This window comes from Pseudomonas fluorescens, from assembly GCF_902498065.1.
GTDB lineage: Bacteria > Pseudomonadota > Gammaproteobacteria > Pseudomonadales > Pseudomonadaceae > Aquipseudomonas > Aquipseudomonas fluorescens_BJ.
Map to the genome: position 1 here is coordinate 264,318 of NZ_CABVIR010000001.1, position 25,727 is coordinate 290,044.

Genomic DNA, 25,727 nt, shown 5'->3' on the forward strand with positions numbered 1-25,727 from the left:
TAAACTGATTGTTATGGCGGAATAATTGCGCTTTTATCATTTGATTTAGTGATTAATATAGCGGCCAACCAACACACAAACACACAATGGATGACACAGCATGAGCTCACTGATCAACAAGGTACTGTTTACCCGCGCTGGCTACGGCCTGACTGTCCTGCGGATCTTCGTCGGCATCATCTTTGCTGCCCACGGCTCACAGAAACTTTTCGGCGCCTTCGGTGGATACGGTCTGGCGGGCACCGCGCAGTACATGGAAAGCATCGGTCTGGCACCGGGTTACCTGATGGCTACATTGGCCGGTGGTACCGAGTTCTTCGCTGGTCTGGCCTTGATCATCGGTTTGCTGGTCCGCCCGGCGGCACTCGGTCTGACGTTCCTGTCGCTGGTCGCCATCTTCAGCGTGCATATCAGTCACGGTCTGTTCATGGCCAACAACGGTTATGAATTCGCCTTGGCCCTGCTGGGTGGCAGCATCGCAGTGCTGATCGAAGGCGCCGGCAAGCTGTCGGTCGACCGCGCCATCGCTGGCTGACCGCTCTGGCTCAACGAAAAGGCCCGCATCGCGCGGGCCTTTTTTGTTGCTCGGGATTCTTGACACTGCCGTGTCGGCTTCTCTAGGATGCTGCTCATGCGCCGATTTAAACAGCTACTTGCGGGGCGCCAGGTGACTCATCCAGTTACCGATAGAAGCTTGAAACAGGCTTCGAAATACCGCTAAAGCGCTGGTTCGGTGTTGCCTCTCACCTGCCATGCAGACTTTTGAGGCAGAGACACGACACGATGAATGCACTAAGCCCCGTTGTACGCCCCGCGCCGATCACGGCACATCTGACCCAGCGCAATCCAAAAATCCTGCTTGGCGGCAAACATCAGCCGACGCTCCTGCGTTACCTCGATGGTTGGCCACGTCGCACCGGTGGGCCCGCAGCGTTCCTGATCCAGTTTGTCGAAGACGGTGAATCGCTGGCGCGCTTTGCCAGCGACAGTTTCGATCTGGCGGTGATTCAGTCGCCCGCCCTGGAAGACGCGCCCGAGATGATCAAGCAACTGACCCGCGTCGCCCGACAAGGGCTGATCACCCGCCGTTAAGGCTTATGGGTAATCAATCGCCACGATATACACGCACTGTTCGCCGGTAGGCGTCTGCACCCGAACTTCGGCGTCCAGCGCCTTGCCGATCAGGGCGCGTGCCAACGGTGAATCGATGCTGATCAGGCCCAGTTTCAAGTCCAGCTCATCTGGCCCGACGATGCGATAGCGCGATTCTTTGCCGTCCTCGTCTTCAATGGTGACCCAGGCACCGAAGTAGACCTTGTTCGGATCGCTGGGCTTTTCGCTGACCACCTTGAGCGCTTCCAGCCGTTTGGTGAGAAAGCGCACGCGACTGTCGATTTCACGCAGCATCTTTTTGCCGTAGGTGTATTCGGCGTTCTCGGAACGATCACCCTGCGCCGCGGCCTCGCTGACCGATTGGGTTACCTGCGGTCGGCGCACATGCCAGAGCTCATGGAACTCGGCCCGCATCCGCGCTTCACCTTCTGGAGTGATCAGCGCGGTGCCAGCGGTGCGGGGAGGGCGATAACGGCTCATGGCAACTTCTTGTGGTTGAGAAAGTTCGAGTCTATCAACCCTCGCGCAAGACTGTCAGGGGGCTGGCGTTCAACGCACGCCGGGTGCCGAACACGCCGGCACCGCCGATCAGCAGAGCGCCAATCAGGGGCAACACCAACAGCCATGGATGCGGGTGCCACGGCAGGTCGAAGGCGTATCGGTACAGCACCAGGCTCACCAGCTCCGAGCCCAGTGCCGCGAGCAATCCGCTGACCGCGCCAAGCAGGCCGAACTCGATCCGTCGGGCCTTGACCAGCAATTGTCGCTCGGCCCCCAGTGCCCGCAACAATGCGCCTTGGCGAATACGTTCATCGAGCGTTGCTTGCAGGCCGGAGAACAACACCGCCATCCCCGCCGCCAACACAAACAACAGCACGTACTCCACCGCCAGGGTGACCTGGGCGAGGATGCTGCGTAGCTGCGCCAGCAAGGCTTCGACTTGCAGAATGGTCACCGCCGGGAAGGCGCGGGACAGGTCGACGATCTGCTGATCATGACCCGCCGCCAGATAGAAGCTGGTCAGGTAGGTCGCCGGCAGATCCTTCAATGTGCCGGGCTGGAAAATCATGAAGAAGTTTGGCTGGAAGTTATCCCAGTTGATCTCTCGCAGGCTGGTGACCTTCGCTTCGCGATTGACTCCGCCGACGGTGAAGACCATGTGATCGCCGAGCTTGAGCTTCAGGCTCTCGGCGACTTTGCCTTCCACCGACACGCCGGGAACGTCGTCCGGTGCCTGATCGCCCCACCAGTTGCCGGCGGTGAGTTTGTTGCCGGTCGGCAGGTCTGCGGCCCAGGTCAGGCTCAGGTCGCGCTGAATCGCCCGATCACCGGCCGAGTCCTTGCTGACGATGTCCTGCACCGCTTCGCCATTGATGCTGATCAACCGTCCCGGCACCACCGGGTACAGCGGCGCCGATTGCGCCGACAGTTCGATCAGGCGATCGGTGAAGGCCTGTTTGTCTGCCGGCAGGATGTTCAGCGCGAAATAATTCGGCGCGTTTTTCGGCAACTGGTTTTGCCAGGTGTCCAGTAATTCGCCGCGCAGCAAAGCGATCAACGCCATGGACAGCAGAATCAAACCGAAGGCCAGGGATTGTCCGGCGGCAGCCAGTGGATGGCGCAGCAATTGACCCAGGCCGAGGCGCCACGGCAACGAAGCGCGCGCGAGCATCCGGCGCAGGCTTTTGAGCAGCAGTAACAGCAAACCACCCAACACCAGCGCCGCGATCACGCCGCCACCGAGCAGGGCGAAGGTCAGCACCAAATCCAGGCTCAGGCGCCACATGATCAAGCCGAGTGCGCCCAATGCCGCGCCGTAGACCATCCACGTGCTGGAAGGTATCGGCAGCATGTCGCGACGCAACACGCGCAGTGGCGGGACCCGACCCAACGCAGCCAGTGGCGGCAAGGCAAAACCGGCCAGCGCCACCAGTCCGGTACCGATCCCGGCGATGGCTGGAAACAGACCGCCCGGTGGAACATCGGTCGGCAACAAATCATGCAGCAGCGCGAACAGGCCAAGCTGCGCCAGCCAGCCAATCAACGCACCGCTGATGCTGGCCAACAGTCCGAGCACCGTCAGCTGCAAACTGAACAGCACCATGGTTTCCCGACGGGACAACCCCAGGCAACGCAACAGCGCACTGGCGTCGAAGCGGCGGGTGGCGAAGCGCGTCGCCGACAGCGCCACTGCGACGCCGGATAACAGCACCGCCACCAGACTGGCCATGTTCAAATAGCGCTCGGCTTTGCCCAGCGCACCGCCGATCTGCCGGTTGCCGTCGCGCGCATCCTGAATACGCTGGTTGGCGGCAAGGCCGGGTTTGATCAGTTGACGGTAGGTTTCCAGCGCTTCGGCCTTGCCACGCCAGAGTTCGCGGTAGCTGACCCGACTACCGGGCTGCACCACGCCGGTCGCCGCAAGGTCGCTGAGGTTGATCAGCACCCGCGGCGTCAGGCTGTAGAAATTGCCGGCGCGGTCCGGTTCATAGGTCAGTACTCGCGCCAGTTTCAGGGTCCGCATGCCGACGTCGATGCTGTCGCCGATCTTCAGATCCAGCGCGGTCAGCAGCCGCGCTTCAACCCAGGCTTCGCCGGGTTTCGGTCCGCCTCCGGATTCTTCCGCAGCGAAGGGCGCGGGGGCGCTTTTCAGCTCGCCGCGCAGTGGATAGACGTCATCGGCGGCTTTGATACTGGACAGCTGAATGCCGTTGTCGGTGGCGATTACGCTGGAGAACTCCACCACCTGCGCGTGTTCGAGGCCCAGATCCGTGCCACTTCTGATCTGTTCGGGTCGCGCCGGTGAACTGCCTTCGAGCAGCAGGTCGGCGCCGAGAAACTCGGTGGCGCGCAGCATCATGGCGCCATTCAGGCGGGCGCCGAAGTAACCGATGGCAGTACTCGCGGCCACCGCCACCAGCAAAGCGAAGAACAACACCCGCAACTCACCGGCGCGGGCGTCGCGCAGCAGTTGGCGGAGGGCGAGACTGAACAGGCGCAACAGCGGCAGGCGTGCCATCAAGGCTCCAGAGGGGCGACCAGCAGGCCGGCTTCAAGGCGGATCAGGCGCCGGCAACGATGTGCCAGGCGTTCATCGTGGGTCACCAGCACCAGCGTCGTGCCGCGCTCCTTGTTCAATTCGAACAACAAGTCGCTGATGCGCTCGCCGGTGTGGCTGTCGAGGTTGCCGGTGGGTTCGTCGGCGAACAGCACGTCGGGTTCAGCGGCAAACGCACGGGCAATCGCCACGCGTTGCTGCTCGCCACCGGAGAGCTGGCGCGGCGAGTGAGTCAGGCGTTGGCCTAGTCCGACTCTTTGCAGCAATTCGGTGGCGCGCTCACGGGCGTCTTTGCGCCCATCGAGTTCCAGCGGCAACATGACGTTTTCCAGGGCGTTGAGACTGTCGAGCAACTGAAATGACTGAAAGACAAAACCGACGTGTTCAGCGCGGATGCGGGCGCGTTGGTCTTCATCGAGATTGCTCAGGGCCTGGCCTGCGAGGGTGACTTCGCCGCTGCTCGGCAAGTCGAGGCCGGCGAGCAGGCCGAGGAGGGTGGATTTCCCGGAGCCGGACGCGCCGACGATGGCCAGGCTGTCGCCCTTGTTCAGTTCCAGGCTGAGTTCGTGCAGGATAGTCAGTTCACCTTCCGCGCTGGGAACCACTTTGCTGAGGTTCTTCGCGGTGAGAATGCTTGCGCCCATGGAGAATCCGATGCGAGTGTGGTTTTTGAGTGCTGGCCTGGCCTTGATGTGCATGGCCCAGAACGCAGCGGCGGGTACAGTCCTGATCGTTGGCGATAGTATCAGCGCCGGTTTCGGACTGGATACCCGCCTGGGGTGGGTGTCTTTGCTTGAGCAACGGCTCAAGCGCGAAGGTTTCGACGATAAGGTGGTCAACGCGTCCATCAGCGGCGACACCAGTGCCGGTGGCCACGCGCGCCTGCCTGCGCTGCTTGCAGAGCATAAACCGGAGTTGGTGATCCTCGAGTTGGGCGGCAATGACGGGCTGCGCGGAATGCTGCCAACACAATTGCAACAAAACCTTGCAGCGATGATCGACAGCTCCAAGGCCAGTGGTGCCAAAGTGCTTCTACTCGGCATGCAACTGCCGCCCAACTACGGTGCGCGCTACACCAAGGCCTTCGCTGAGGTTTTCAGCAACGTCGCCACCGAGAAAAAAATCCCGCTGGTGCCGTTTTTCCTCGACGGCGTGGGCGGGCATCCAGACCTGATGCAGGCCGACGGCTTGCACCCTGCTGCGGGGGCTCAGGACAAGTTGCTGGAAAATGTCTGGCCGACGCTGAAACCGCTGCTTTGAGATATTTTCTCGGAGGGATCAGAACGGAGAAAGCTGTTTGCTATACCCAAACTTGATTCCTGACGCGAAAAAGCCCCCGCACTCGCGCTGTTTTTTGCAGCTCTGGCATTCGGGGGCGAACTCGTTCTTCCAATCACTGATCGACTTTCGGTAGTAGGGAAGAATATCCGGGTTCACCAAGCACAGCTGATGGTTGTAGACCGAGATGTTCATGCCGTACTTGGCAAGGATGGCAACCGACTTACTGAGCGTGTCTTTGTAATCGATGGGGTCAATCCAGAGCTCATCAAGATTGGCTCGCGTAAAGCCCATCATTTCAAGGCCCATCAGTGCCACTTGATCAACAAAAAGAAGATTGCGAGCGATGTACTCACACAATTCCGGAAGCCGCTGCACCGAAAGCTTGTGTATGACCACTCTGATCTCAACCCTCTGGCCCAAGCGCTTCAGATTAAGAATGCCCTGAATGGTTTCATCGAATGCGCCTTGTGCCTGAACGATGTAGTCATGCAGTGTCGGGTCGTCTGAGTAGACCGGGATTCCGATCATCGCGTCGGACATTTCGATGGCTGCATATTTTTTTGCAAACGTTAGGTCTTTGAAGCTTCGTCCGTTCGAGAGGATATGGATCGCGGTTCTTGGCAGGTAGCTTTTGGTCAGACGGATAATCTTTAGAAAACGCTCTTTATTCGTCGTTGGCTCACCACCGGTAAACCCCAGCTCTCGGGTTTCCTTTGGGATCAACGGAATCAAGCTCTCAACTTCATCGAGTATCCATGAATCATCAGCTGTTTTAGGTGGCTGAGAACACATCAGGCAGTAGTTATTGCACTGCTCGGTTAACAGGATGCTGTTGTTCGGTGATGAAGCCCGAAACAGTACTCGGATGCTCTGACGATCAGCGGAAAGCCGAACAACGTCATTATCACCGATGTAGCTGTAGTCATTCGGCAGGATCGAATAGTCAGAACCAGCAGGCAGTTCTTCGGCCAGTTTCTGATGTTGCTCGGTCAGCAGGTAATGTGCGAATCCACAGGGGATCTGATGATCAGAAATCAGATAGGCCAGTTCCCGGCGCAAGACTTCAGGCAGGCTCCGGTTGGTCGAAACCTTGATCAAGGTGCGATCGTTGTAAACATTTACCGCCTGAATGCGGATTACCTTTCCGCTGAGCTTCAGCATCGATTAGCCCACCCCATAAAAATCCGCTTCGTATGTTCGTCGCGTCCCATCAGCTCAATGAGGTGCTTGAAAATAGACATGTTGCGCTTGCAGAACGAGGATTCTGTTTTTCTCGCTACCAGGTCGTTGTGCATAGCATGATGGTAGACAGGCTCGGCACCACAATAAGGTTCAAACGCACAGTCAGAGCACATGGGCGCGCTTAAGGTGAAGGAGTTTTCCAGAGCATCCAGAAGCTGGTCGGAAAGAATGATGTCTTCATAGGAATGCTCAAGAACGTTGCCCAATCTGAACGTATGGTCGCCCATCTCGGCAAGCATCCGGCTTTCATCCGAGGCATAGACGGCCCCGTCGTAATTGAACACGATGGCGGCAATTCCCGCGCCAGCAGGGTTCATCAAGTCAACAAATCCAGGATCATTCGAGGTCAGCATTTTTGTCAGTACAAGCGAGGAGTACTGCTCGACAAATCGTACGCCGGACTTGTTCAGCTCAATGATGTACTCAAGACCTTCCTTGTAAAATTCCAGCCAGCGCTCAGCGTCATACGACATGAATTTCTTGGTCTTGATTGCAAAGCCGTATGGGGAGAGCGTACGGAGAAAGATTCCATCAAAGCCCAGGCGCAAGTACTCATCAATGATATCTCTCGCTCGGGGCAGGCTCTTGTCTGTCGTTGTCATCAGAGCTGACACTTGATCGTAACCAAGGGCGGCACGTGCCTTTTTCAGGCCTTCTTCGAAGCGTTGATGACTGTCTCTTCCGGGGCGAGGGCGGTTCGCATTGTGGAGATCCATTGGACCGTCAAGAGAAGATGAAAGGACGATGTTGTGCTGCTTGCAGAAAACCAGCACTCGATCGGTCAGTAGCGATAGTGTGGTAGCAATGACGAATTGAAGGTCACGACCTTCCTTTAGGTTGCGTTTTTTTGCCTCAAGAACGATGTACTCCACCATCTCGAAATTCAGTAGAGGCTCTCCCCCCTGAAACTCTATTTTGATGGCTGGATTCGGAGACCTGAAAACGAAATCCAACGACTTTTCAGCCATCTGCTTCGTCATGTCGAATTCGCCTTTGCTTTCTGATTGCCTTGATACCTGGCAGTACGGGCAGCTGTGGTCGCAGCGGAGGGTTACGACAAAGATATGCAGGTTGGTGAACTGGGAGAGTCTAGACAGGCGTGTACGAATCTTGAGGGCCAGAAGCTGCAGCGGTGCCTGCTCATTGGTGAATCGGATGAACTGTTTCGACCGCAGAGTAGGTATCAGTTCCGATGAGATCGGGAGTGTCTTGGATATCAGCGGTTCGAGCATCGGTACCGGTACGACGTGGAACTCGCCTGCCATGTTGGTGATGACGTACTCGTCGTCATTCAGACGATCAAATTTGAATGGCAGCAACTCATAGGTGCGTTGCTGTACATAAAATTCCAGTTTTTGGAATTTACTCACTGATCAGTCCGGTTTTTGAGAACGCCAATCCAAGGATCAGGTTCCTGATCGGCAGGGTTTCAGCGTTCAACCTGTGGCGTAGCTGGTAGTCGAGCACATCCTTCTTGAATTCTTGAATGGCTGTCAGAAACGAAGGTTCGTCGATGCCAATGTTCGAGGACAAGGTGCAAACAAATTTCCCATCAGCGCATTTGATATCGGCTGTCAGCGAATTCATCGAGCGATAAGCGGCTTTTTGTAGAGCTTCCACATCATAAAGCCGCTCATCAAAGGCGAGCGTAGACTCAAGTTCCATTTCAGGAGCCCGAGTGATGGGAGCTGTGTGAGCTGTGCGAAGCGTGAGAGCTGTGAGAGCTGTGGTAAGCCATGAACTGACCTTGATCTCCACGTTTCAGGACAAATGCAAACAGGTCATTACCACCGCGAGCCGAAATATTTTCGCTTTGAGTAGTAGATTGGAATGAGATTGTAGTGTCAGTGTCGGGTTCGACAATTTCGTGGGTGGTTAAGGCCGAAGCCTGCTCAGTGCCTACAGCTGCTGCCAGAGTAGCGATTGGTACCAAAAAGGAACGCTTTTTCATCATCGGATTTCCTTATCGTTAGTGGGGATATAAGCGAGTCTGGCTGGCAGGATGCCATGATGTCAATGTGGAATTAGCGGTGAAGAGCCATCCATCTCTTAAATCCGACAGACGTACCATAGCCCGCTAATTCCGTAGTGCACGGCAACGTCGCCACCGAGAAAAAAATCCCGCTGGTGCCGTTTTTCCTCGACGGCGTGGGCGGGCATCCAGACCTGATGCAGGCCGATGGGTTGCACCCTGCTGCGGGGGCTCAGGACAAGTTGCTGGAAAATGTCTGGCCGACGCTGAAACCGCTGCTTTGACGCTTTTCTAGCGGCGGTGTTTCGGCTAAGGTGGCGCCCCCGATTTGGAGCCCCCGATGCCGCGTCCCGCCTGGTCACTTTTTGCCTACCAACTGATCGAGCCTGACGAACAGCTGGATCTGTTCGCCTGCCAGGAAGTGCGGGTACACCTGGTGACCCGTCAGCTGGAGCTGGGCGGCTCGGCCGATCGTACTTTGTGCGGCAGCCTGCTCCCCGCGCAACCGCGCTGGTCGAGCGTTGATCGCCGGGTGTTCCAGGATCAGCGTCTGTGTTCGTTGTGCCGGGCCATCCTCGAGTCGCAAAAGCGTGGTACTTCGCCGATCTGGCCTGAGTTGCGGTTCGAGCTTTGATGGTGTGAAGCCGGCAGCGGCCGTTGCCTAAGAAACGGATATGTACGCCTGAAAAACCGCATCCATCGTAGCCAATTCGCGCTCTATCGGTGTGTCTCCCCGAATGCCGGAGCGCCAGTGTACAATTGCGTTCTTAAACCCCAGTCGATTATGCGAAGGATTTTCCGGATGTTGCCGCGCTTTCCTGCCGTCACCCGCTGCCTGACTCTTGCCGCCCTTTGTGCGGCAGGCCCCGTAGCAGCATTGGAGCTACCCCTGCCACCGCCCGGTGAAGACATCATCGGCCAGGTGCAAGTGATCAAGGCCAAGTACGAAGACACCTTCGCTGACCTTGGCACCACCTACGATCTGGGCTACTTGGAAATGGTCGCGGCCAACCCGGGCGTCGATCCATGGTTGCCGGGTGCCGGTACCGAGGTCGTACTGCCGACGCGCTTCATCCTGCCGCCGGGCCCGCGTGAAGGCATCGTCATCAACCTGGCTGAATACCGCCTCTACTACTTCCCGAAAGGCCGGAACGTGGTCTACACCTTCCCGCTGGGTATCGGTCGTGAAGGCTGGGGTTCGCCGATTGCCCACACCAGCATCGTTGCGAAGACGCCAAACCCGACCTGGACGCCTCCTGCGTCGATCAAGGCCGAGCACGCGGCTGACGGCGATCCGCTGCCGAACGTCGTGCCGGCCGGCCCGGACAACCCGCTGGGCCCGTTCAAGTTCACCCTGGGCACGCCGGGCTACCTGATCCACGGTTCGAACAAGAAGTTCGGTATCGGCATGCGCACCAGCCACGGCTGCTTCCGCATGTTCAACAATAACGTACTGGAAATGGCAGGCATGGTGCCGGTCGGCACGTCGGTGCGCATTCTCAACGACCCGTACAAGTTCGGCGTCAGTGGCGGCAAGGTTTATCTGGAAGCGCACACGCCGCTGGACGACAAGGGCAACCCGTCGGTCGTCGACAAGCACACGGCGGTGATCAACGCGATGCTCAAGCGTGAAGACATCACCAACAACCTGCGCATGAACTGGGACGTGGTGCGCGATGTGGTCGCCGCTGAAGATGGCCTGCCGGTGGAAATCGCCGTGCCGAACACTTCTGCGCCGATGGTGACGAGTGCACCGATCGATCCGATGCAGTAATGCTTGAACAAAACCCGTCGACGCGCAGAGCGTCGGCGGGTTTTTTATTGCCTGGATAAACACCGGGCAATAAAAAAGCCGACCCAAAAAATGGGTCGGCTTGATAACAATCCCGAAGGATTATTACTTGCGGCTAGCTTTTTCCAGCATGCGCAGAGCACGCTCGTTAGCTTCGTCAGCAGTCTGTTGTGCTTTTTGAGCAGCAGCCAGAGCTTCATCAGCTTTACGGTAAGCTTCGTCTGCACGAGCCTGGGAGCGAGCAGCTGCGTCTTCAGTAGCGGTCAGACGTGCTTCGGTTTCTTTCGATACGCTGCTGCAACCGGTAGCCAGAACTGCGGCCAGAGCCAGAGCAGAGAATTTCAGAACGTTGTTCATCGTGTTCCCCTTCAAGGACTTTCTATTAAGTAGCTGTCTCCTCAGAGTGAGGAAATAGCCGGCGTACATACTACCCATTACTTGTCGTAAGTAAACTGACGTAAAGCAAGAAGCAAAAAAAATTGTAGGCGTTGATTCTTTTTCGAGCAACTTTTACTTGCGATTGATTAAAAAATATCCAGCTGCAAGGCCCGAGATGAGCGAGTTGGCACGAAAAAGTCCGCGGTGCCAGGATTGTTTTCCCAGTCTTGGCTAAAGTCTGTCTACATGGTTCGTCTACACTTTTGTTCGGGATTTGCGCAGCACCTCTCAAACTCTTTCTTCTAGTAGAGGTGACTTAAAAGAAGGGCGCTCGTCTTAAGTCTCAACATCCGGCAATGTTCAGGCTATCGACCCGCGGAGCTCTTCGGTCGAGCCGTCCCTGCGTAACCCGGAGCAGCACCGCCCCAAACCCAGCGTGATGACGAGCGTACCTTGAGCATTTCTGCCAATGGTGCCTACTATTTGATACGTGCTCGGTTGCGCGAGATCGGTGCAGCTCTTCTCGGTGTCCATTCAGGCACGGGGTGGCGTAGATGTTCCTTCGCCGGAAAAACATCGGTAAGGTAGGGGTCGGAATTCAAGACCCGCAGAGGAGTTGTGATGAGCGAGGCGTTGTCCATCAACCATGACCAGGCAGGTCATCAGTTCGAGACCAATGTGGACGGTCATCGTGCCTACCTGACCTATATGGATCTGGGGAAACAGACTCTGGATATTTATCGCACCTTCGTGCCCAACGCATTGCGTGGTCGCGGCATTGCGGCAGCCTTGACCGAGAAGGCGCTGGAGTACGCCGAGGAAATGGGCTACACCGTTATCCCATCGTGTTCCTACGTGGAGCGCTACATGGAGCGTCACCAGCGGCATGCGGCCAAGCTGAGCCAGTAAAACAAACGCATAAAAAAACGCCGGGTTTAAGCCCGGCGTTTTTGTGTGCGCTGAAGAGTGATCAGGTGCGATCACGTTTCGGCAGCACATCCTTGAGCTTGGCGTGCATGCTGCGCAGGGTGTTTTCGGTGGCGGACCAATCGATGCAGGCATCGGTGATCGACACGCCGTATTGCAGGTCGGCGAGGTCTTTCGGAATCGCCTGGCAGCCCCAGTTCAGGTGACTCTCGACCATCAGGCCGATGATCGACTGATTGCCTTCGAGGATCTGGTTGGCGACGTTCTCCATCACCAGCGGTTGCAGGGCCGGGTCCTTGTTGGAGTTGGCGTGGCTGCAGTCGACCATGATGTTCGGCTTGATCTTCGCTTTGTTCAGCGCTTGTTCGCACAATGCGACGCTGACCGAATCGTAGTTCGGCTTGCCGTTGCCGCCGCGCAGCACCACGTGACCGTAGGCATTGCCCTTGGTGGTAACGATGGACACGCCACCTTCCTGGTTGATGCCCAGGAAGCGATGCGGGCTGGAAACCGATTGCAGGGCGTTGATCGCCACTGTCAGGCCGCCGTCGGTGCCATTCTTGAAACCGACTGCCGAGGACAGGCCGGAGGCCATTTCACGGTGTGTCTGGGATTCGGTGGTGCGTGCGCCGATGGCCGACCAGCTGATCAGGTCCTGCAAGTATTGCGGAGAGATCGGGTCGAGGGCTTCGGTCGCGGTCGGCAGGCCCATTTCGGCCAGGTCCAGCAGCAACTGACGACCAATGTGCAGGCCGTCTTGAATCTTGAAGGAGTCGTCCAGGTACGGGTCGTTGATCAAGCCTTTCCAGCCGACGGTGGTGCGTGGCTTCTCGAAATACACGCGCATGACCAGATACAACGTATCGGACACTTCCGCAGCGAGTACTTTCAGACGCTCGGCGTATTCGTGGGCTGCCTTGATGTCGTGGATCGAGCAAGGCCCGATGACGACGAACAGGCGGTGGTCGGTGCCATCAAGAATGTTGCGAATGACTTCGCGACCCTTGGTGACGGTGCGCAGGGCAGCGTCGCTCAGAGGGATATCACGCTTGAGCTGGTCAGGAGTGATCAGCGTCTCGTTGGAAGCGACGTTTAGGTCGTTGATCGGTAAATCAGCCATCGTTTACTCGTCAGGTCACGGGTGCCGGCCGCCAGCGAACCCGCGCGGCGGAGCACAGCAAATTAAGCGCGTCGGGGAGCGGAACCTTAGCGCGTTACACCGTGGCTCGACAATGGGCAGACAGCGGTTTAAGGGCCATTCTCAACTAATTGATAAGGTCCCTTAATCCAGCACAGCCTGCGCGAATGCCTTGCGAACCGTGTCGTGGGAGAACTCGTCGGCGTGTTGCTGGACCCATTCGAGGGCGAGGGCCTGGGTTTCCTGCAAGTCGTCATGGGCGTCATGCAGGCGACAGTAACGTTCGATCTGGCACACCTGTTCGCCCATTCGGGCACTGAACATCATCTGCTCGTCGACAAATGCAATGCCCACCAGGTAGCCGCGCTTGCGTCGCAGGCACCAGGCCACGTAACCCAGAAAACGCAAATCGGGGTTCAGGGTGGGGATGCGCACTTCCAGCGCCGTACCGTGGCGCCAGGCGCGGTGGTAATTGCAAGCCATGCCCCCGAGGCTGATAGTGTGCAGCTGTTGCCGTGAAATACACTCAGGCTTGAGTAATGTTAATTCGACGGGCACATCGTCAGGATGAGGAATAAAACGTCCCATGAGCACGGACTCCATGTGTCGGCCATCTGACATTGTTTCCCCCAGTATAGTGGTCGAATTGGAACTGACCGATTTCGACGCCGACCAACGGTTGCTGGCCATGAGCGGGGTGTCACTGGTTATTTTCACCAGCGTCGGCTGCGCCAGTTGCCGTTTTGCCCGAGAGCAATTACCCAGGCTCGATCTGGCCGTCGATCGCTTGTGCTGGATCGATGCGGGGGACAATGGTGGGGTGGTCGAGCGTTATCAGGTCTTTCATTTGCCGGCGCTGTTTGTGGTGCGCGACGGTGAGTTCTTCGGAGCACTAAAATCTCGCCTGACCTCTACCGAGCTGAATGAAGCCGTAGGTCAGGCGTTGACGAGAACAGCAGAGGAATTGCCATGACGGCTGCAGTTGCCAAACCGACCATCGGTATTATCGGCACCGGTGCGATCGGTGGGTTTTACGGGGTGATGCTGGCGCGTGCCGGTTTCGATGTGCACTTTCTGCTGCGCAGCGAGTTTTCGGCGGTGGCCGAGCGCGGTCTTCACGTCGACAGTGCACCGCACGGCGCGTTGAGGTTGCATCCGGTTCAAGCTTATTCGTGCGCTGAAGACATGCCACCCTGCGACTGGCTGCTGGTCGGCGCCAAGACCACCAGCAATGCCGACCTGGCACCTGCGATCATTCAATCCGCAGCGCCGAATGCCAAGGTCCTGCTGCTGCAAAACGGTCTTGACGTCGAAGACAGCCTGCGGGCATTGCTGCCTGATACATTGCACCTGCTCGGCGGTCTTTGTCTGATCTGCGTGCATCGCACCGGCCCGGGCGCGATCACCCATCAGGCTCTCGGCGCGGTGAACGTCGGCTATCACAGTGGCCCCGCTGCCGATGAGCAGGCGCGCATGGCGATCGTCGAGGAGGGCGCCGGGCTGTTCCGCAGCGCTGGCATCGATTCTCAGGCCATGCCGAACCTGCACCAGGCACGCTGGCAAAAACTGGTCTGGAATATCCCTTACAACGGCCTCTCGGTGCTGCTCGGTGCAGGCACCACACCGTTGATGGCCGATGCCGACAGCCGCGAACTGATCAAGGCCCTGATGGCTGAAGTGGTTCAGGGGGCGAAAGCCTGCGGTCACGACATACCGGCCGGTTATGCCGATTTTCTGTTCATGATGACCGAGAAAATGCCGGACTACTGGCCGAGCATGTACCACGACTTTTTGCATAAGCGACCGCTGGAACTGGCGGCGATTTACGCCCGACCGCTGGCGGTGGCCAAGGCCGCCGGGTGCGAATTGCCGCGAATTGAAGCGTTGTATCGCAGTTTGAGTTTTATCGATCGACGTAACACTTGAGTCGATCAACCCGAGGGGGAAGGGCATGGCAAAGACGATTGACGACAAACTGGTACTGGCGATTTCTTCGCGTGCGCTGTTCGACCTGAGCGAAAGCCACAAGGTTTATCTGTCGAGTGGCGTCGAAGCTTACCGGCAATATCAGATCGAACACGAAGACGAAATCCTCGAGCCCGGTGATGCCTTCCCGTTGGTGGAAAAACTCCTGAACCTGAACGCCAGCCTTGGCCGCGCCAGGGTCGAGGTGATTTTGGTGTCGCGCAACAGCGCCGACACCGGGCTGCGGGTGTTCAACTCGATTCACCATTACGGTCTCGCGATTTCGCGCGCGGCGTTTGTCGGCGGACGCAGTCCGTATCCGTACCTCAAGGCATTTGGTTGCGACCTGTTTCTGTCGACCCACGCCGAAGACGTGCGCAGTGCGCTGGAGGCCGGGTTTGCGGCGGCGACCATTCTGTCAGGCGGTGCCAGCCGTGCGGCCAGCGATGAATTGCGGATCGCCTTCGACGGTGACGCTGTGCTGTTTTCCGACGAGTCAGAGCGCGTTTATCAGGCGGGCGGCCTCGAAGCGTTCCAGGCCAGCGAGCGCGAAAGTGCCCGTGAGCCCTTGCGCGGTGGGCCGTTCAAAGGCTTCCTCGCGGCACTCAATCTGTTGCAGCGCGAGTTCCCGGAGGACGCCTGCCCGATCCGTACTGCGCTGGTTACCGCGCGTTCGGCGCCGGCTCATGAACGGGTGATCCGCACCTTGCGTGAGTGGGATATTCGTCTGGACGAGTCGCTGTTTCTGGGTGGCCTGACCAAATCGGCTTTCCTCGAAGCCTTTGCCGCTGATGTGTTTTTCGACGATCAGGCCGGCCATTGCGAGTTGGCCCGCGAGGTGGTCGCTACCGGCCACGTGCCCCATGGCATAAGCAACGAGCAAAAAGTTTAAGCCCGCCGTTCAACGCGTTACGCGGGACGTCGTACTCGCCAAGGCACTGCTAAGCTGAATCAATCTCCGCCATGTCGGCATTCAAGGAGGTCATATGATTCATTCGATGCTGTATGCCACTGACCTCGGCCTGTACGCCCCTTTGGTGATGCAGCATGCCTTGGCGCTGGCGCGCACATTCAATGCCGACTTGTATGTGGTGCATGCGGTTGAACCGATGGGGCTGTTTGCCGAGTCGGTGCTTCAAAGTTACCTCGATGAGCAGGCGTTGAACGAGTTTCACAGTCAGGGCCTCAACACGGTCATTGCCAATATCGAGCAGCGGGTGCTCGACAGCTTTCGTGAGGAGTTGGGGGGGGAGGGAGAGCAGGACCTGGAGCGGATCAAAGCGGTGCGGGTGCTTCAGGGCGATCCGTCGCAGGTGATTCTCGACCAGGCACAGAAACTCTCCGTGGATTTGTTGATCGTAGGTAGTCATAGCCATGGTACTGGCGCGGAAACGCCTTTGGGCCGGACCGCAGCGCGGGTGTTGCAGTTGGCTCGGGTCCCGGTCTATCTGGTGCCGCTGGTGGAACGCCGTCGCCAGGGGGATCGCTAGAACACGACTAGAACATGAATAGTGGCGTTTTGATAAAAAGTTCTAGATTTATTCTTCAAACCATTAATATAGTTATATACCGTCGCTGATGCCCGTGGCGTCTACCTGCTTTGAGGGATTCATATGAAGCTTCAACAACTGCGCTACATCTGGGAAGTGGCGCACCACGACCTCAACGTTTCCGCAACAGCCCAAAGCCTTTACACCTCGCAACCGGGTATCAGCAAGCAGATCCGTCTGCTGGAAGACGAATTGGGCGTCGAGGTTTTCGCTCGCAGCGGCAAGCACCTGACCCGCGTCACTCCGGCCGGCGAGCGCATCATCACCACCGCCGGCGAGATCCTGCGCAAGGTTGAAAGCATCAAGCAGATCGCCCAGGAATTCTCCAACGAGAAGAAAGGCACCCTGTCGATCGCTACCACGCACACCCAGGCGCGTTATGCGTTGCCGCCGGTGATCAGCAATTTCATCAAGCAATACCCCGACGTTGCGCTGCACATGCACCAGGGGTCGCCGATGCAGATCGCCGAAATGGCCGCTGACGGCACCGTCGATTTCGCCATCGCGACTGAAGCGCTGGAGCTGTTTGGTGATCTGGTGATGATGCCGTGCTACCGCTGGAACCGCTGCGTGGTCGTGCCTCAGGGCCACCCGCTGACCAAGTTGTCGAAGCTGACCCTCGAAGCGCTGGCCGAATACCCGATCGTGACCTACGTCTTCGGTTTCACCGGGCGTTCGAAACTCGACGAAGCCTTCAGCCATCGCGGCCTGACGCCGAAAGTGGTGTTCACCGCCGCCGACGCCGACGTGATCAAGACTTACGTTCGCTTGGGTCTGGGTGTGGGGATCGTGGCGAAAATGGCGGTCGACGCCAAACTCGACAGTGACCTGGTCATGCTCGATGCCGGCGATCTGTTCGAATCCAGCATCACTAAAATCGGTTTCCGTCGGGGTACGTTCCTGCGTGGCTTCATGTGCGACTTCATCGAGAAGTTCGCCCCGCACCTGACCCGCGAAGTCATGGCCAAAGCCATTCAGTGCCACAACAAGCAGGAACTGGAAGAGCTGTTCGACGGCGTCGAACTGCCCGTTCATTAATCTGCGGTTTACACCACCTCGGTAACAGAAAACTGTTGCCGAGCGCCCGCCACCAGAATCTCCACCTCGTCCCCTTCGAACTTGCCCAGCAGGCTTTTGCCCAGCGGTGAGCGAGGGGTGATGACGGTAATCCACTGCCCCACCAGATCGACCTTCAAACCTGCCGCGTCGGGCGCCAGGAACAGCCATTGCTCACGACCCTTTTCGTCTTCGAGACCGAGCAGTGCGCCGACCTCGATACCACGCTGGTCGTCATAAGGGCGCAAGGTCAGGTTTTGGCACAGCGTCAGCGACTGCCTGATTTCCTCCACCCGTTTCGCTTGTCCGGCCGCCAGGTAAGACGCCTCCAGGCCCAAGGTGTCGTACTTGTTTTCGGCGATGTTTTCTTCGTGGGTTGCGGTTTCGTAAGCGGTTTGCGCGGCACGCTCGGCGATGTCGAGATCGATCCGCAGTTTGTCGAGAATCAGTTGGTGAACGGTTTGCTTATTCATGATCAATCGCAGAACTGCAGAACTGCAGGACGTTGGCGCGGCTTTTTTCGCTTGGCGCGGTCTGGTCCTGTTGCAGCCAGAACTGGCATTTCGGATTGGCCAGATTGCGGCGGGTGCTGCGAGCCTGATCCAGTCGTTGCTGCTGCTCGTTCTTGCGCAGGTTCTCTTCATACTGGTCGAACAGCGGGCTCTGCGGTGGAGTATCCGGCACCGGTTGTGCCACCACCGGTGGTTTGGCCAGTTGTTCTACCGCTTGCGCAACCGGCGCCAGTTGCTCGCTGAACAACAGGCGCGAGGCGAGCCAGCAAGTCAGTGCTATGGCGAGGAATCCCAGCCACAATCCAAGGGCAATGCTGCCGGTCAGTTGCAGGGCATTGAACTGGATCGGCAAGCGGCGGCGCGGGTTGGGACGGTAGGGCATGACTGCCTCCTGGCGGGTGGTCGCGGGCGAGTGGCGATTGTCGCATGAAGATTAATCGCCGTCGGCTCTTCTGCACGGGGTAATTTATGCGGACAATCGGCGCCTTTGCCAACGGGAGCCTGGGATGCCTGAACTGTCTCAAATGAAAAGCCGCTGGCGCTGGGATATTTTTTGCACCGTGGTCGATAACTTTGGCGACATCGGTGTGACCTGGCGCCTTGCCCGCCAATTGGTCGCCGAGCATGCGCTGGAGGTGCGTTTGTGGGTCGATGATTTGCGGGCCTTCGAGCGGATGTGCCCGGCCATCGATATCAGCCTTTCACAGCAGTGGCAGGAGGGTGTCGAGGTGCGTCAGTGGACGGCCGACTGGCAGCCGACTGATGCGGCTGATGTGGTAATCGCCGCGTTCGCCTGCCAGTTGCCGAGTGCGTACATGGAGGCCATGGCGACGCGGGAGAAGCCGCCGCTGTGGATAAACCTCGACTACCTGAGCGCTGAAGACTGGGTCGTTGGTTGCCACGGCTTGCCGTCGGTGAAATACAAAAACGTGCAGAAATTCTTTTTCTTTCCGGGGTTCCAAAAGGGCACGGGTGGTTTGCTGCGTGAAAGCGGATTGCTGGAACGGCGTCGGCAATTTCAGCAGGATCCCGAGGCTCAGCGCGCATTCCTGCAAGGTTTAGGGATTGATCGTGCGCAAGGTGCGCAGCTGATTTCGCTGTTTGCCTACGAAAATGCGGGTCTGGCCAGTTGGCTGGACGTGATGGCCGCCGATTCCGCGACCACGCATTTGCTGGTGCCGGAGGGGCGGATTCTTGGGGATGTCGAACGTTGGCTTGGTGTCGAGGGGTTGGCGGCCGGCGCGTTGCATGTGCGCGAGTCCTTGACCGTGCAGGGACTGCCGTTCGTCCGACAGGATCAGTACGATCACCTGCTTTGGTGCTGCGATTTCAATGCCGTGCGCGGCGAAGATTCGTTTGTCCGTGCGCAATGGGCAGGGCGGCCGCTGCTCTGGCACATCTATCGCCAGGACGAAGACATTCACCTGGACAAGCTCGAAGCCTTTCTCACGCTCTACACAAAAGGCCTGTCCGCGCCTGCCGGCGAGGCGATCAGCGGTCTTTGGCGGGCGTGGAATGCCGGGCATGATATGTCCGACCATTGGCCGGCGACCCGTAAACACTGGCCAGAACTGCAAAAACACGCCGAAGCGTGGTGTCTGGAACAGGCTTTGCAGGCTGATCTTGCCGCAGCGCTGGTACAGTTTTATGTAAATTGGATATGATACGCGGCCTAGATTTTTGTAAATCCCATCCAAATTCGGATATTCGCAATGAAAACTGGTAAAGAACTGAAACCCGGTACCGTGATCCGTCTCGAAAACGATCCTTGGCTGGTTCAGAAAGCTGAATTCACCAAGTCTGGTCGTAACAGCGCGATCATGAAGACCAAGCTGAAAAACCTGCTGACCGGCTACAAGACCGAGATCGTTTACAGCGCCGACGACAAACTGGACGACGTAATCCTCGACCGCAAAGAAGCGACCCTGTCCTTCATCAGCGGCGACACCTACACGTTCATGGACACCACCGACTACACCATGTACGAGCTGAACGCTGAAGACATCGAAGCCGTTCTGCCTTTCGTTGAAGAAGGCATGACCGATGTTTGCGAAGCGATCTTCTTCGAAGAGCGTCTGGTTTCGGTAGAACTGCCGACCACCATCGTGCGTCAGGTTGACTACACCGAAGGTTCCGCTCGCGGCGACACTTCCGGCAAGGTAATGAAGCCTGCCAAACTGAAGAACGGTACCGAACTGTCGGTTGCTGACTTCATCGAAATCGGCGACATGATCGAGATCGATACCCGCGAAGGCGGTTCCTACAAAGGCCGTGCTAAATAAGCACCGCTTCAGGAATGAAAAAGCCCGACCATTGAGTCGGGCTTTTTTGTGTCTGCTGAAATGCAATTTCAAGAACAGCGGGAACCTTTGTGGGAGTGAGCCTGCTCGCGATGGCGGTTTCACATCCAACAGAGATGTTGACTGATCTACCCCTATCGCGAGCAGGCTCGCTCCCACATTTTTTACTGCGTTATTTCTTCAGGTGTTGCTTGAGTTCTTCAGACGCTTGCAGCATCGCCGAGCGCACCGCAGGCACCTGGCTCACCACGTTGAGCAAACCGTAATCGTGGATCATGCCGTTGTAGCGAACCGCCGTCACCGGCACACCGGCCTCATCCAGTTTGCGCGCATAGGCTTCACCCTCATCACGCAGCACGTCAGCGCCGGCCGTCTGCACCAACGCAGGGGGCAAGCCTTTGAGTTGGGCCGTGGTCGCCCGCAGTGGCGAAGCGTAGATCTCGTTACGCTGCTTGGCGTCAGTGGTGTAGTTGTCCCAGAACCACTTCATCATGTTCCTGGTGAGGAAGTGCCCCTCGGCAAACTGGTTGTAAGACGCCGTTTCAAAGTTTGCATCCGTCACCGGCCACAGCAGCAACTGGAATTTGATCGCCGGCGTGCCCTTGTCTTTGGCCATCAGCGCAACCACGGCCGCCATATTGCCGCCGACACTGTTGCCGGCCACGGCCAGACGCTTGCCGTCGACGTTGATTTCTTTACCGTGCTCAGCCACCCACTGGGTCGCGGCATAAGCCTGGTTGATCGCCACCGGGTAATGCGCTTCCGGCGAAGGGGTGTAATTGACGAACACCGCCGCCGCACCCGAACCCGTGACCAGGTCCCGAACCAGGCGTTCGTGGGTCGGGAAATCCCCCAGCACCCAGCCACCGCCGTGGAAGAACATGAACACCGGCAGCTCGCCTTCGACCCCGGCCGGGCGAACGATGGTCAGGCTGAGCGGTTGGCCATTGACTTGAATGGTCTTCTGGCTGACGTCCGCTTTTGGCAGCGTCAATTTCACCCCGGCTTGCGCGCCGACCAAAATGGCCCGGGCATCTTTCGGTGAAAGCTGTTCCATCGGTTTGCCGGTGCCGGCATTCAGAACATCGAGGAACGCCTGGGTGTTGTGCTCAACGCCGTCGCCCGCAAATGCACTGTGGATCGACAGGGCGAGAAGGGTGCCGGTCAAGACTTTGCTGAAAGTGTTCATGTTCGTTACCTGTTCGGACTTGGGGTCGGTGGTTAGACAGTCACGTGCAGGCGCACTTCGACGTTGCCACGGGTGGCGTTGGAGTACGGGCACACCTGGTGGGCAGCGTCGACCAGCGTTTGCGCATCGGCTTGTTCAAGGCCCGGCAGGCTGATGTGCAGGTCGATGTCCAGACCGAAGCCGCCAGGAATCTGGCCGATGCCGACATGGGCGGTGATCGATGCGTCATTCGGGATGCTGCGTTTGGTCTGGCTGGCGACGAATTTCAGCGCGCCGATGAAGCAGGCCGAGTAACCGGCAGCGAACAGCTGTTCAGGGTTGGTGGCAGCACCGCCAGCACCACCGAGTTCTTTCGGGGTAGCGAGTTTGACGTCGAGGATGTTGTCGCTGGAAACCGCACGACCGTCACGGCCGCCAGTGGAGGTTGCGATTGCGGTGTAGAGAGTTTGCATGATGGAGGCCTCGTTCTGGTTTGGTTGTTCTGCGCTAAATGTTTGCGCGCTAAGTAAGTGCGAAATGAATGTATCGCGCAAATATTTAGCGCGCAAGATAAATTTTGAAAAAAGTTTTGGTTCCGAAGTGGTCACTGGTTGGATGTGTTGCGTTAGAGCGGTCGCGGCAGGTTTTTCCGTTGGAAAAATATTATGAAGGAAGAAACGAGGTCGGCAGGGGCACCACAAAGCAAATGTGGGAGCGAGATCGGCAAGCCGATCTCGCTCCCACAGGGGATTTATGATGGATTGAGGATTACAGGCTGTCTTGCAGATTGCTGCGCAGCACTTGCAGCTCCGCTTGCAGTTTTTGCAACCGCTCAAGCGTCATCCCGCTGGCGCCGAGGATGCACTGGGGCACGCCCCGCGCCTTGTCCCGCAATGCGCGGCCCTGTTCAGTCAGCTCGACAATCACCACTCGCTCGTCCTCGCGGCTGCGAGTGCGGCTGAGCAAGCCTTCGACTTCCAGACGCTTGAGCAGCGGGGTTAGTGAGCCGGGATCGGTCAGCAATCGCGCGCTGATTTCGCCTACGGTCAAACCGTCCCGTTCCCACAACACCATCATCGCCAGGTACTGCGGATAGGTCAGGCCCAACGCCTGCAGCAGCGGCTTGTAGACCTTGGTCATCAGCAGCGAGGTGGAATGCAGGGCGAAGCAGGCCTGATTGTCCAGCAGCAGGGCGTCGCAGTTATCGGATGTGTTGCGCTCGGTGTTCATTTCGAAGCCTTGATCAGTGATCGTCATAAATCTAGCGGGCGAATCTTTAATGCGCCAGACAATTCTGGACTAGTGCCGGTCCAGGTTGGTTTGCAGCGCCAGATCCCATGGCGGGACAGGGCTGAAGCGGACTTTCAGGTATTCCAGCAATAAACGACTCCTCGGGTTGGGTTGCTGCTCCAGACGCAACGCATAGATGCCGGTGGTTTCCGGCGGTGGCAGGCCGTGTTCACAGAACAGCGGCAACAGTTCGCCGCGCAACAGGTATTCGCTGGTCAGCCAGGTCGGCAAGTGCGCGATACCGAGTCCGGCCAGCGTGCCGCACAGCAGCGCCTCGGCATTGTTGGCGCTCAGGCGGATGCGTCCGGGACGATGCAAATGCATTTCTGCATTGCGCTCGAATCGCCACGCAAACGGTGGCGCCAGGCCGTCCCAGTCGAGGCCATCGTGGCCGCTCAATTGCGCGGGATCGGTCGGTACGCCACGGCGTTGCAGATACGCGGGGCTGGCGCAGGCGATGCGCACCATGCTTGCCAGTGGCGTGGCCACCAAGCGGGTGTCGGCCATTTGCCCGGCGCGCAGCACCAGATCGACTTTGCCCAGGTTCAAACCCTGCATGTCGACAAAACTGTCGATCAAGTGCAGTTGCACGTCGAGGCCGGGGTAGAGCATCAGAAAATCGGCGATCACTGGCGCCAGATGCCGCCGGCCGAACGCAGCGGGCGCGTCGATCCGGATCAGCCCTTCCGGTGCGCTGCTCAGGGACACTGCCTCGGCCCGGGCCAATTGCAGTTCAGCCACGATCCGCCGCGCTCGCTCGGCAAACGCCACGCCGGCCGGGGTCGCGCGGACGGCGTGGGTACTGCGAATAAACAACTGGCTGCCGACGGCGCTTTCCAGGCTGTCGATGCGCCGCGCCACAGCCGAAGGGGTCAGTGGATGACGGCGCGAGGCGGCTGAAAAACTGCCGGTTTCCAATACGTCGAGGAACAGGCCGAGTTGTTCGGTCAATTGATTGGGGTTCATGAATTCGTCAGCGCTTATGCGAAGTTGGCACAGCCATTGTGCGTTGCTGTGCGTTTCCCTGCCAGCGCCGACTGCGTAGGATGAATGGCCTGAGATAAAAGGAAATCGGCCGTGATCGAGTTTTTGATGTACTTGGTATTTGGCGCAGCCCTGGGAACCCTCGGCGGCCTGTTTGGTATTGGTGGGGGCCTGATCGCCATTCCATTGCTCGGCGTGTTGTTCGGTCTTGATCAGCAAATTGCCCAGGGCACCGCACTGGTGATGGTTGTGCCGAACGTGATGCTGGCGCTATGGCGTTATCACCAGCGCAATAAAATCGAAATGCGTCACGCGCTGCCACTGGCCTCGATGGGTTTTTGCTTTGCCTGGATCGGTTCGATCTGGGCGGTGGGTATTGATGCGCAAACCATGCGCGTCGGATTTGTCGCGTTCCTGATCGCGCTGTCGGCCTACAACCTGATGCGAATGTTCTACGCCAGTGCGCCGGCCAGTTCTCAGATGAATTACTCATGGCCATGGCTGGGCGTACTCGGCGCGGCGTCCGGGACCATGGGCGGATTGTTCGGCGTGGGTGGGGCGGTGGTGGCAACACCGGTGCTGACCAGTCTGTTCGGCACCAGCCAGGTGGTGGCCCAAGGGTTGTCGCTGGCACTGGCATTGCCCAGCACAGGCGTCACGCTGGTTACCTATGCCGTGCATCATCAAGTGAACTGGATGATCGGCCTGCCGTTGGCCGTGGGTGGACTGCTGAGCATCAGCTGGGGCGTGAAGATCGCTCATGCCATGCCGGAGCGCCTCCTGCGCGGGTTGTTCTGCGGCTTCCTGGTGCTGTGTGCGGTGATGCTCGCGTTTAAAGTTTGAAGCCTTCGACGATGTGTTCGGCCAGGCATTCGGTAATCGGTGACGGATTGTGCAGGTTGCGCACCAGCATGATGCTGGCCTCGGGCAGCACGGGCAGGTCTTCGGCCTCACCGAGAATGCGCATGTCCGGGGTGATCAGGCTTTCCAGTTGTGCGGTGACGGCGAGTCCGGCGCTGACCACCGCCATGATCGCCGACAGGCTCGAGCTGTTGTAGGCCACGCGATAATCGCGGCCCATCGCATCCAGCGCATTGCAGGCCCACAGCCTGCAGAAACAATCACTGTTGAACATCGCCAGCGGTAACGGCGTCTGCTCGTGGGCGCTGAAGCATTGTGCCTCGGCCCAGACAAAACGCTCCTTGCGCAGCAACTGGCCGATCTCGTTGCCCGGCTCGCGGGTGACGATGGACAAGTCGAGATCCTGGCGCAGCAGCAATTGTTTTGATGATTCGCAGTGCACCTCGATCTGGATCAGCGGGTAAGACTGCGCGAATCGCCGCAGAATCCCCGGCAGAAAACGCATCACGTAATCGTCCGGCGTGCCGATCCGCACCATGCCCACCATGTGCGGTTCACGCAGGGTGTTGAACACCTCGCTGTGCAATTTCAGGATGCGTCGGGCATAACCCAGCAGCACCTGGCCTTCAGCGGTCAGCCGCACCTGGCGGCCGTCGCGCTGGAACAGTTGGCGTTGCAACACGTCCTCTTCCAGCCGCTTCATTTGCATGCTGACGGCGGACTGCGTGCGGTTGACCAATTCCCCTGCGCGGGTAAAACCGCCCTGATCGGCGATGGCAACAAAAGTGCGCAGCACTTCGGTGTCGATACTTGGGAAGGCGGACATTCATCAATCTCCGAGATGTGTTGCATCAGAAACATTCGTTGGATTGATCTTAGCTCCGGCGCGACACTTGAGCCATCCCAAACGGAGGGCAACAAGATGAAAGGTCAAAAAGGTTATGTCGAGGTAGAGAAACATTCCATCCACGTCGTCTCGGATTTGCTGCACAAGATCACGCGCTGGTACGAATTGCACCGTGAACGTGAGTTGTTGGCGGGCATGAGCGATGAAGCATTGAAGGACATCGGGCTCAGTCGTGCGGATGTCGAGCACGAAGCCATCCGCCCATTCTGGGATGACCCGATGCACAAATGAGT

At 58.2% G+C, this 25,727-nt stretch carries 32 protein-coding genes and 1 pseudogene; 16 read left to right on the forward strand and 17 right to left on the reverse strand.

Annotation, left to right across the window (positions count from 1 at the left end; all coding sequences use genetic code 11):
• The first annotated feature begins 100 nt into the window (after positions 1-100).
• Together F8N43_RS01280 and F8N43_RS01285 are read left to right on the forward strand one after the other, a co-directional pair.
• The gene (locus F8N43_RS01280; protein ID WP_150631044.1) at positions 101-535 is read left to right on the forward strand and encodes a DoxX family protein; all 435 of its coding nucleotides are present in this window, start codon (positions 101-103) and stop codon (positions 533-535) included.
• Positions 536-783: 248 nt separating this feature from the next.
• A complete protein-coding gene (locus F8N43_RS01285) occupies positions 784-1,092 on the forward strand; it encodes a class I SAM-dependent methyltransferase (RefSeq protein WP_150631045.1) in 309 nt (102 codons plus the stop codon).
• A 3-nt stretch (positions 1,093-1,095) separates the two neighbouring features.
• On the opposite strand, the gene greB is transcribed toward F8N43_RS01285, so the two are convergent.
• The 3 genes from greB to F8N43_RS01300 are packed head-to-tail and all read right to left on the reverse strand — an operon-like array spanning position 1,096 to position 4,815.
• Positions 1,096-1,593 (reverse strand): transcription elongation factor GreB, encoded by a 498-nt coding sequence (greB, locus tag F8N43_RS01290; protein WP_008031876.1) that lies wholly within the window; start codon positions 1,591-1,593, stop codon positions 1,096-1,098.
• A gap of 34 nt (positions 1,594-1,627) precedes the next feature.
• A complete protein-coding gene (locus F8N43_RS01295; RefSeq protein WP_150631046.1) occupies positions 1,628-4,132 on the reverse strand; it encodes an ABC transporter permease in 2,505 nt (834 codons plus the stop codon).
• The gene (locus F8N43_RS01300; RefSeq protein ID WP_123510220.1) at positions 4,132-4,815 is read right to left on the reverse strand and encodes an ABC transporter ATP-binding protein; all 684 of its coding nucleotides are present in this window, start codon (positions 4,813-4,815) and stop codon (positions 4,132-4,134) included. Before F8N43_RS01300 ends, F8N43_RS01295 begins: the two co-directional genes overlap by 1 nt.
• Positions 4,816-4,825: 10 nt before the next feature.
• On the opposite strand from F8N43_RS01300, the gene F8N43_RS01305 reads away from it, so the two are divergent.
• Complete coding sequence (locus F8N43_RS01305; protein ID WP_150638767.1) at positions 4,826-5,431, forward strand: arylesterase; 606 nt, start codon at positions 4,826-4,828, stop codon at positions 5,429-5,431.
• A gap of 18 nt (positions 5,432-5,449) precedes the next feature.
• Here F8N43_RS01305 and hxsC read toward each other — a convergent pair whose 3' ends face one another.
• The 4 genes from hxsC to hxsA2 are packed head-to-tail and all read right to left on the reverse strand — an operon-like array spanning position 5,450 to position 8,648.
• Positions 5,450-6,613, reverse strand: a complete 1,164-nt coding sequence (gene hxsC / locus F8N43_RS01310; protein WP_150631048.1) for a His-Xaa-Ser system radical SAM maturase HxsC — start codon at positions 6,611-6,613, stop codon at positions 5,450-5,452.
• Positions 6,607-8,064, reverse strand: a complete 1,458-nt coding sequence (gene hxsB / locus F8N43_RS01315) for a His-Xaa-Ser system radical SAM maturase HxsB (RefSeq protein WP_150631049.1) — start codon at positions 8,062-8,064, stop codon at positions 6,607-6,609. Before hxsB ends, hxsC begins: the two co-directional genes overlap by 7 nt.
• Positions 8,057-8,359, reverse strand: coding sequence for a His-Xaa-Ser system protein HxsD (gene hxsD, locus F8N43_RS01320; RefSeq protein WP_150631050.1), 303 nt, complete (start codon positions 8,357-8,359; stop codon positions 8,057-8,059). The genes hxsB and hxsD overlap by 8 nt, the downstream gene beginning before the upstream one ends.
• A 1-nt stretch (position 8,360) precedes the next feature.
• Positions 8,361-8,648, reverse strand: a complete 288-nt coding sequence (hxsA2, locus tag F8N43_RS29815; RefSeq protein WP_412070991.1) for a His-Xaa-Ser repeat protein HxsA2 — start codon at positions 8,646-8,648, stop codon at positions 8,361-8,363.
• A gap of 143 nt (positions 8,649-8,791) precedes the next feature.
• Between hxsA2 and F8N43_RS01330 the strand changes: the two are divergent.
• The 3 genes and pseudogenes from F8N43_RS01330 to F8N43_RS01340 all read left to right on the forward strand — a co-directional run.
• A pseudogene (locus F8N43_RS01330) lies at positions 8,792-8,950 on the forward strand (arylesterase); the annotation flags it as partial.
• A gap of 56 nt (positions 8,951-9,006) precedes the next feature.
• Positions 9,007-9,300: a hypothetical protein gene (locus F8N43_RS01335; RefSeq protein ID WP_003226812.1), complete on the forward strand. Its 294-nt coding sequence runs from the start codon at positions 9,007-9,009 to the stop codon at positions 9,298-9,300.
• 168 nt (positions 9,301-9,468) lie between these two features.
• On the forward strand, positions 9,469-10,440 hold the full coding sequence (locus tag F8N43_RS01340) for a L,D-transpeptidase family protein (protein WP_150631052.1): 972 nt from the start codon (positions 9,469-9,471) through the stop codon (positions 10,438-10,440).
• A 123-nt stretch (positions 10,441-10,563) separates the two neighbouring features.
• Here the strand turns inward: F8N43_RS01340 and oprI are convergent, their stop codons facing one another.
• Entirely contained in the window at positions 10,564-10,815 is a 252-nt protein-coding gene (gene oprI, locus F8N43_RS01345; protein ID WP_003172710.1) for an outer membrane lipoprotei OprI, read from the reverse strand.
• Between the two features lie 642 nt (positions 10,816-11,457).
• Here oprI and F8N43_RS01350 point away from each other — a divergent pair.
• Positions 11,458-11,745, forward strand: a complete 288-nt coding sequence (locus F8N43_RS01350) for a GNAT family N-acetyltransferase (RefSeq protein ID WP_008031384.1) — start codon at positions 11,458-11,460, stop codon at positions 11,743-11,745.
• A 61-nt stretch (positions 11,746-11,806) separates the two neighbouring features.
• Here F8N43_RS01350 and F8N43_RS01355 read toward each other — a convergent pair whose 3' ends face one another.
• Together F8N43_RS01355 and F8N43_RS01360 are read right to left on the reverse strand one after the other, a co-directional pair.
• Positions 11,807-12,883 (reverse strand): 3-deoxy-7-phosphoheptulonate synthase, encoded by a 1,077-nt coding sequence (locus tag F8N43_RS01355; RefSeq protein ID WP_150631053.1) that lies wholly within the window; start codon positions 12,881-12,883, stop codon positions 11,807-11,809.
• Between the two features lie 162 nt (positions 12,884-13,045).
• Positions 13,046-13,489, reverse strand: coding sequence for a PilZ domain-containing protein (locus F8N43_RS01360; protein WP_150631054.1), 444 nt, complete (start codon positions 13,487-13,489; stop codon positions 13,046-13,048).
• Here F8N43_RS01360 and F8N43_RS01365 point away from each other — a divergent pair.
• The 5 genes from F8N43_RS01365 (at position 13,488) to cysB (ending at position 17,454) form a co-directional block, all read left to right on the forward strand.
• Entirely contained in the window at positions 13,488-13,874 is a 387-nt protein-coding gene (locus F8N43_RS01365; RefSeq protein WP_150631055.1) for a thioredoxin family protein, read from the forward strand. The genes F8N43_RS01360 and F8N43_RS01365 overlap by 2 nt on opposite strands.
• Positions 13,871-14,827 (forward strand): putative 2-dehydropantoate 2-reductase, encoded by a 957-nt coding sequence (locus tag F8N43_RS01370; RefSeq protein ID WP_150653081.1) that lies wholly within the window; start codon positions 13,871-13,873, stop codon positions 14,825-14,827. The genes F8N43_RS01365 and F8N43_RS01370 overlap by 4 nt, the downstream gene beginning before the upstream one ends.
• A 25-nt stretch (positions 14,828-14,852) precedes the next feature.
• A complete protein-coding gene (locus tag F8N43_RS01375) occupies positions 14,853-15,758 on the forward strand; it encodes a 5'-nucleotidase (RefSeq protein ID WP_150631057.1) in 906 nt (301 codons plus the stop codon).
• 94 nt (positions 15,759-15,852) lie between these two features.
• Positions 15,853-16,356: a universal stress protein gene (locus tag F8N43_RS01380; RefSeq protein ID WP_150631058.1), complete on the forward strand. Its 504-nt coding sequence runs from the start codon at positions 15,853-15,855 to the stop codon at positions 16,354-16,356.
• A gap of 123 nt (positions 16,357-16,479) precedes the next feature.
• Positions 16,480-17,454: an HTH-type transcriptional regulator CysB gene (cysB, locus tag F8N43_RS01385; protein WP_150631059.1), complete on the forward strand. Its 975-nt coding sequence runs from the start codon at positions 16,480-16,482 to the stop codon at positions 17,452-17,454.
• A gap of 8 nt (positions 17,455-17,462) precedes the next feature.
• Here the strand turns inward: cysB and F8N43_RS01390 are convergent, their stop codons facing one another.
• Together F8N43_RS01390 and F8N43_RS01395 are read right to left on the reverse strand one after the other, a co-directional pair.
• Positions 17,463-17,945, reverse strand: coding sequence for a GreA/GreB family elongation factor (locus tag F8N43_RS01390; RefSeq protein WP_150631060.1), 483 nt, complete (start codon positions 17,943-17,945; stop codon positions 17,463-17,465).
• Positions 17,938-18,366 (reverse strand): hypothetical protein, encoded by a 429-nt coding sequence (locus F8N43_RS01395; protein WP_150653082.1) that lies wholly within the window; start codon positions 18,364-18,366, stop codon positions 17,938-17,940. The genes F8N43_RS01390 and F8N43_RS01395 overlap by 8 nt, the downstream gene beginning before the upstream one ends.
• A 124-nt stretch (positions 18,367-18,490) precedes the next feature.
• Between F8N43_RS01395 and earP the strand changes: the two genes are divergently transcribed.
• Both earP and F8N43_RS01405 read left to right on the forward strand, forming a co-directional pair.
• Positions 18,491-19,648: an elongation factor P maturation arginine rhamnosyltransferase EarP gene (gene earP / locus F8N43_RS01400; protein ID WP_150653083.1), complete on the forward strand. Its 1,158-nt coding sequence runs from the start codon at positions 18,491-18,493 to the stop codon at positions 19,646-19,648.
• A 48-nt stretch (positions 19,649-19,696) separates the two neighbouring features.
• Positions 19,697-20,266 (forward strand): elongation factor P, encoded by a 570-nt coding sequence (locus tag F8N43_RS01405; RefSeq protein ID WP_007943632.1) that lies wholly within the window; start codon positions 19,697-19,699, stop codon positions 20,264-20,266.
• 190 nt (positions 20,267-20,456) lie between these two features.
• Here the strand turns inward: F8N43_RS01405 and F8N43_RS01410 are convergent, their stop codons facing one another.
• The 4 genes from F8N43_RS01410 to F8N43_RS01425 form a co-directional block, all read right to left on the reverse strand.
• A complete protein-coding gene (locus F8N43_RS01410) occupies positions 20,457-21,473 on the reverse strand; it encodes an alpha/beta hydrolase (protein ID WP_150653084.1) in 1,017 nt (338 codons plus the stop codon).
• A 32-nt stretch (positions 21,474-21,505) separates the two neighbouring features.
• Positions 21,506-21,925 carry an organic hydroperoxide resistance protein gene (locus F8N43_RS01415; RefSeq protein ID WP_150631064.1) on the reverse strand — a complete coding sequence of 140 codons (420 nt, stop codon included), beginning with the start codon at positions 21,923-21,925 and terminating at the stop codon, positions 21,506-21,508.
• Positions 21,926-22,220: 295 nt separating this feature from the next.
• The gene (locus tag F8N43_RS01420) at positions 22,221-22,682 is read right to left on the reverse strand and encodes a MarR family winged helix-turn-helix transcriptional regulator (RefSeq protein WP_150631145.1); all 462 of its coding nucleotides are present in this window, start codon (positions 22,680-22,682) and stop codon (positions 22,221-22,223) included.
• A gap of 69 nt (positions 22,683-22,751) precedes the next feature.
• Entirely contained in the window at positions 22,752-23,708 is a 957-nt protein-coding gene (locus tag F8N43_RS01425; protein WP_150631065.1) for a LysR family transcriptional regulator, read from the reverse strand.
• 111 nt (positions 23,709-23,819) lie between these two features.
• On the opposite strand from F8N43_RS01425, the gene F8N43_RS01430 reads away from it, so the two are divergent.
• Positions 23,820-24,569 carry a sulfite exporter TauE/SafE family protein gene (locus F8N43_RS01430; protein ID WP_150631066.1) on the forward strand — a complete coding sequence of 250 codons (750 nt, stop codon included), beginning with the start codon at positions 23,820-23,822 and terminating at the stop codon, positions 24,567-24,569.
• On the opposite strand, the gene F8N43_RS01435 is transcribed toward F8N43_RS01430, so the two are convergent.
• Positions 24,559-25,413: a LysR substrate-binding domain-containing protein gene (locus F8N43_RS01435; RefSeq protein WP_150631067.1), complete on the reverse strand. Its 855-nt coding sequence runs from the start codon at positions 25,411-25,413 to the stop codon at positions 24,559-24,561. The genes F8N43_RS01430 and F8N43_RS01435 overlap by 11 nt on opposite strands.
• Before the next feature lie 96 nt (positions 25,414-25,509).
• Here F8N43_RS01435 and F8N43_RS01440 point away from each other — a divergent pair, with 96 nt between their 5' ends.
• On the forward strand, positions 25,510-25,725 hold the full coding sequence (locus F8N43_RS01440; protein WP_150631068.1) for a DUF1127 domain-containing protein: 216 nt from the start codon (positions 25,510-25,512) through the stop codon (positions 25,723-25,725).
• Positions 25,726-25,727: the final 2 nt, after the last annotated feature.

What these genes read in the sequence shown, in the direction of transcription:
- F8N43_RS01280 (WP_150631044.1), top strand. Translation starts at nt 101, where the DNA reads ATGAGCTCACTGATCAACAAGGTACTGTTTACCCGCGCTGGCTACGGC.
- F8N43_RS01355 (WP_150631053.1), bottom strand. Translation starts at nt 12,883, where the DNA reads ATGGCTGATTTACCGATCAACGACCTAAACGTCGCTTCCAACGAGACG.
- F8N43_RS01375 (WP_150631057.1), top strand. Translation starts at nt 14,853, where the DNA reads ATGGCAAAGACGATTGACGACAAACTGGTACTGGCGATTTCTTCGCGT.
- F8N43_RS01340 (WP_150631052.1), top strand. Translation starts at nt 9,469, where the DNA reads ATGTTGCCGCGCTTTCCTGCCGTCACCCGCTGCCTGACTCTTGCCGCC.
- F8N43_RS01380 (WP_150631058.1), top strand. Translation starts at nt 15,853, where the DNA reads ATGATTCATTCGATGCTGTATGCCACTGACCTCGGCCTGTACGCCCCT.
- F8N43_RS01395 (WP_150653082.1), bottom strand. Translation starts at nt 18,366, where the DNA reads ATGCCCTACCGTCCCAACCCGCGCCGCCGCTTGCCGATCCAGTTCAAT.
- F8N43_RS01425 (WP_150631065.1), bottom strand. Translation starts at nt 23,708, where the DNA reads ATGAACCCCAATCAATTGACCGAACAACTCGGCCTGTTCCTCGACGTA.
- hxsA2 (WP_412070991.1), bottom strand. Translation starts at nt 8,648, where the DNA reads ATGATGAAAAAGCGTTCCTTTTTGGTACCAATCGCTACTCTGGCAGCA.
- F8N43_RS01435 (WP_150631067.1), bottom strand. Translation starts at nt 25,413, where the DNA reads ATGTCCGCCTTCCCAAGTATCGACACCGAAGTGCTGCGCACTTTTGTT.
- cysB (WP_150631059.1), top strand. Translation starts at nt 16,480, where the DNA reads ATGAAGCTTCAACAACTGCGCTACATCTGGGAAGTGGCGCACCACGAC.
- F8N43_RS01370 (WP_150653081.1), top strand. Translation starts at nt 13,871, where the DNA reads ATGACGGCTGCAGTTGCCAAACCGACCATCGGTATTATCGGCACCGGT.
- F8N43_RS01440 (WP_150631068.1), top strand. Translation starts at nt 25,510, where the DNA reads ATGAAAGGTCAAAAAGGTTATGTCGAGGTAGAGAAACATTCCATCCAC.
- earP (WP_150653083.1), top strand. Translation starts at nt 18,491, where the DNA reads ATGCCTGAACTGTCTCAAATGAAAAGCCGCTGGCGCTGGGATATTTTT.
- hxsD (WP_150631050.1), bottom strand. Translation starts at nt 8,359, where the DNA reads ATGGAACTTGAGTCTACGCTCGCCTTTGATGAGCGGCTTTATGATGTG.
- F8N43_RS01415 (WP_150631064.1), bottom strand. Translation starts at nt 21,925, where the DNA reads ATGCAAACTCTCTACACCGCAATCGCAACCTCCACTGGCGGCCGTGAC.
- F8N43_RS01410 (WP_150653084.1), bottom strand. Translation starts at nt 21,473, where the DNA reads ATGAACACTTTCAGCAAAGTCTTGACCGGCACCCTTCTCGCCCTGTCG.
- F8N43_RS01335 (WP_003226812.1), top strand. Translation starts at nt 9,007, where the DNA reads ATGCCGCGTCCCGCCTGGTCACTTTTTGCCTACCAACTGATCGAGCCT.
- F8N43_RS01360 (WP_150631054.1), bottom strand. Translation starts at nt 13,489, where the DNA reads ATGGGACGTTTTATTCCTCATCCTGACGATGTGCCCGTCGAATTAACA.
- F8N43_RS01390 (WP_150631060.1), bottom strand. Translation starts at nt 17,945, where the DNA reads ATGAATAAGCAAACCGTTCACCAACTGATTCTCGACAAACTGCGGATC.
- F8N43_RS01305 (WP_150638767.1), top strand. Translation starts at nt 4,826, where the DNA reads ATGCGAGTGTGGTTTTTGAGTGCTGGCCTGGCCTTGATGTGCATGGCC.
- F8N43_RS01420 (WP_150631145.1), bottom strand. Translation starts at nt 22,682, where the DNA reads ATGAACACCGAGCGCAACACATCCGATAACTGCGACGCCCTGCTGCTG.
- oprI (WP_003172710.1), bottom strand. Translation starts at nt 10,815, where the DNA reads ATGAACAACGTTCTGAAATTCTCTGCTCTGGCTCTGGCCGCAGTTCTG.
- greB (WP_008031876.1), bottom strand. Translation starts at nt 1,593, where the DNA reads ATGAGCCGTTATCGCCCTCCCCGCACCGCTGGCACCGCGCTGATCACT.
- F8N43_RS01405 (WP_007943632.1), top strand. Translation starts at nt 19,697, where the DNA reads ATGAAAACTGGTAAAGAACTGAAACCCGGTACCGTGATCCGTCTCGAA.
- F8N43_RS01285 (WP_150631045.1), top strand. Translation starts at nt 784, where the DNA reads ATGAATGCACTAAGCCCCGTTGTACGCCCCGCGCCGATCACGGCACAT.
- F8N43_RS01295 (WP_150631046.1), bottom strand. Translation starts at nt 4,132, where the DNA reads ATGGCACGCCTGCCGCTGTTGCGCCTGTTCAGTCTCGCCCTCCGCCAA.
- hxsC (WP_150631048.1), bottom strand. Translation starts at nt 6,613, where the DNA reads ATGCTGAAGCTCAGCGGAAAGGTAATCCGCATTCAGGCGGTAAATGTT.
- F8N43_RS01365 (WP_150631055.1), top strand. Translation starts at nt 13,488, where the DNA reads ATGAGCACGGACTCCATGTGTCGGCCATCTGACATTGTTTCCCCCAGT.
- F8N43_RS01350 (WP_008031384.1), top strand. Translation starts at nt 11,458, where the DNA reads ATGAGCGAGGCGTTGTCCATCAACCATGACCAGGCAGGTCATCAGTTC.
- F8N43_RS01300 (WP_123510220.1), bottom strand. Translation starts at nt 4,815, where the DNA reads ATGGGCGCAAGCATTCTCACCGCGAAGAACCTCAGCAAAGTGGTTCCC.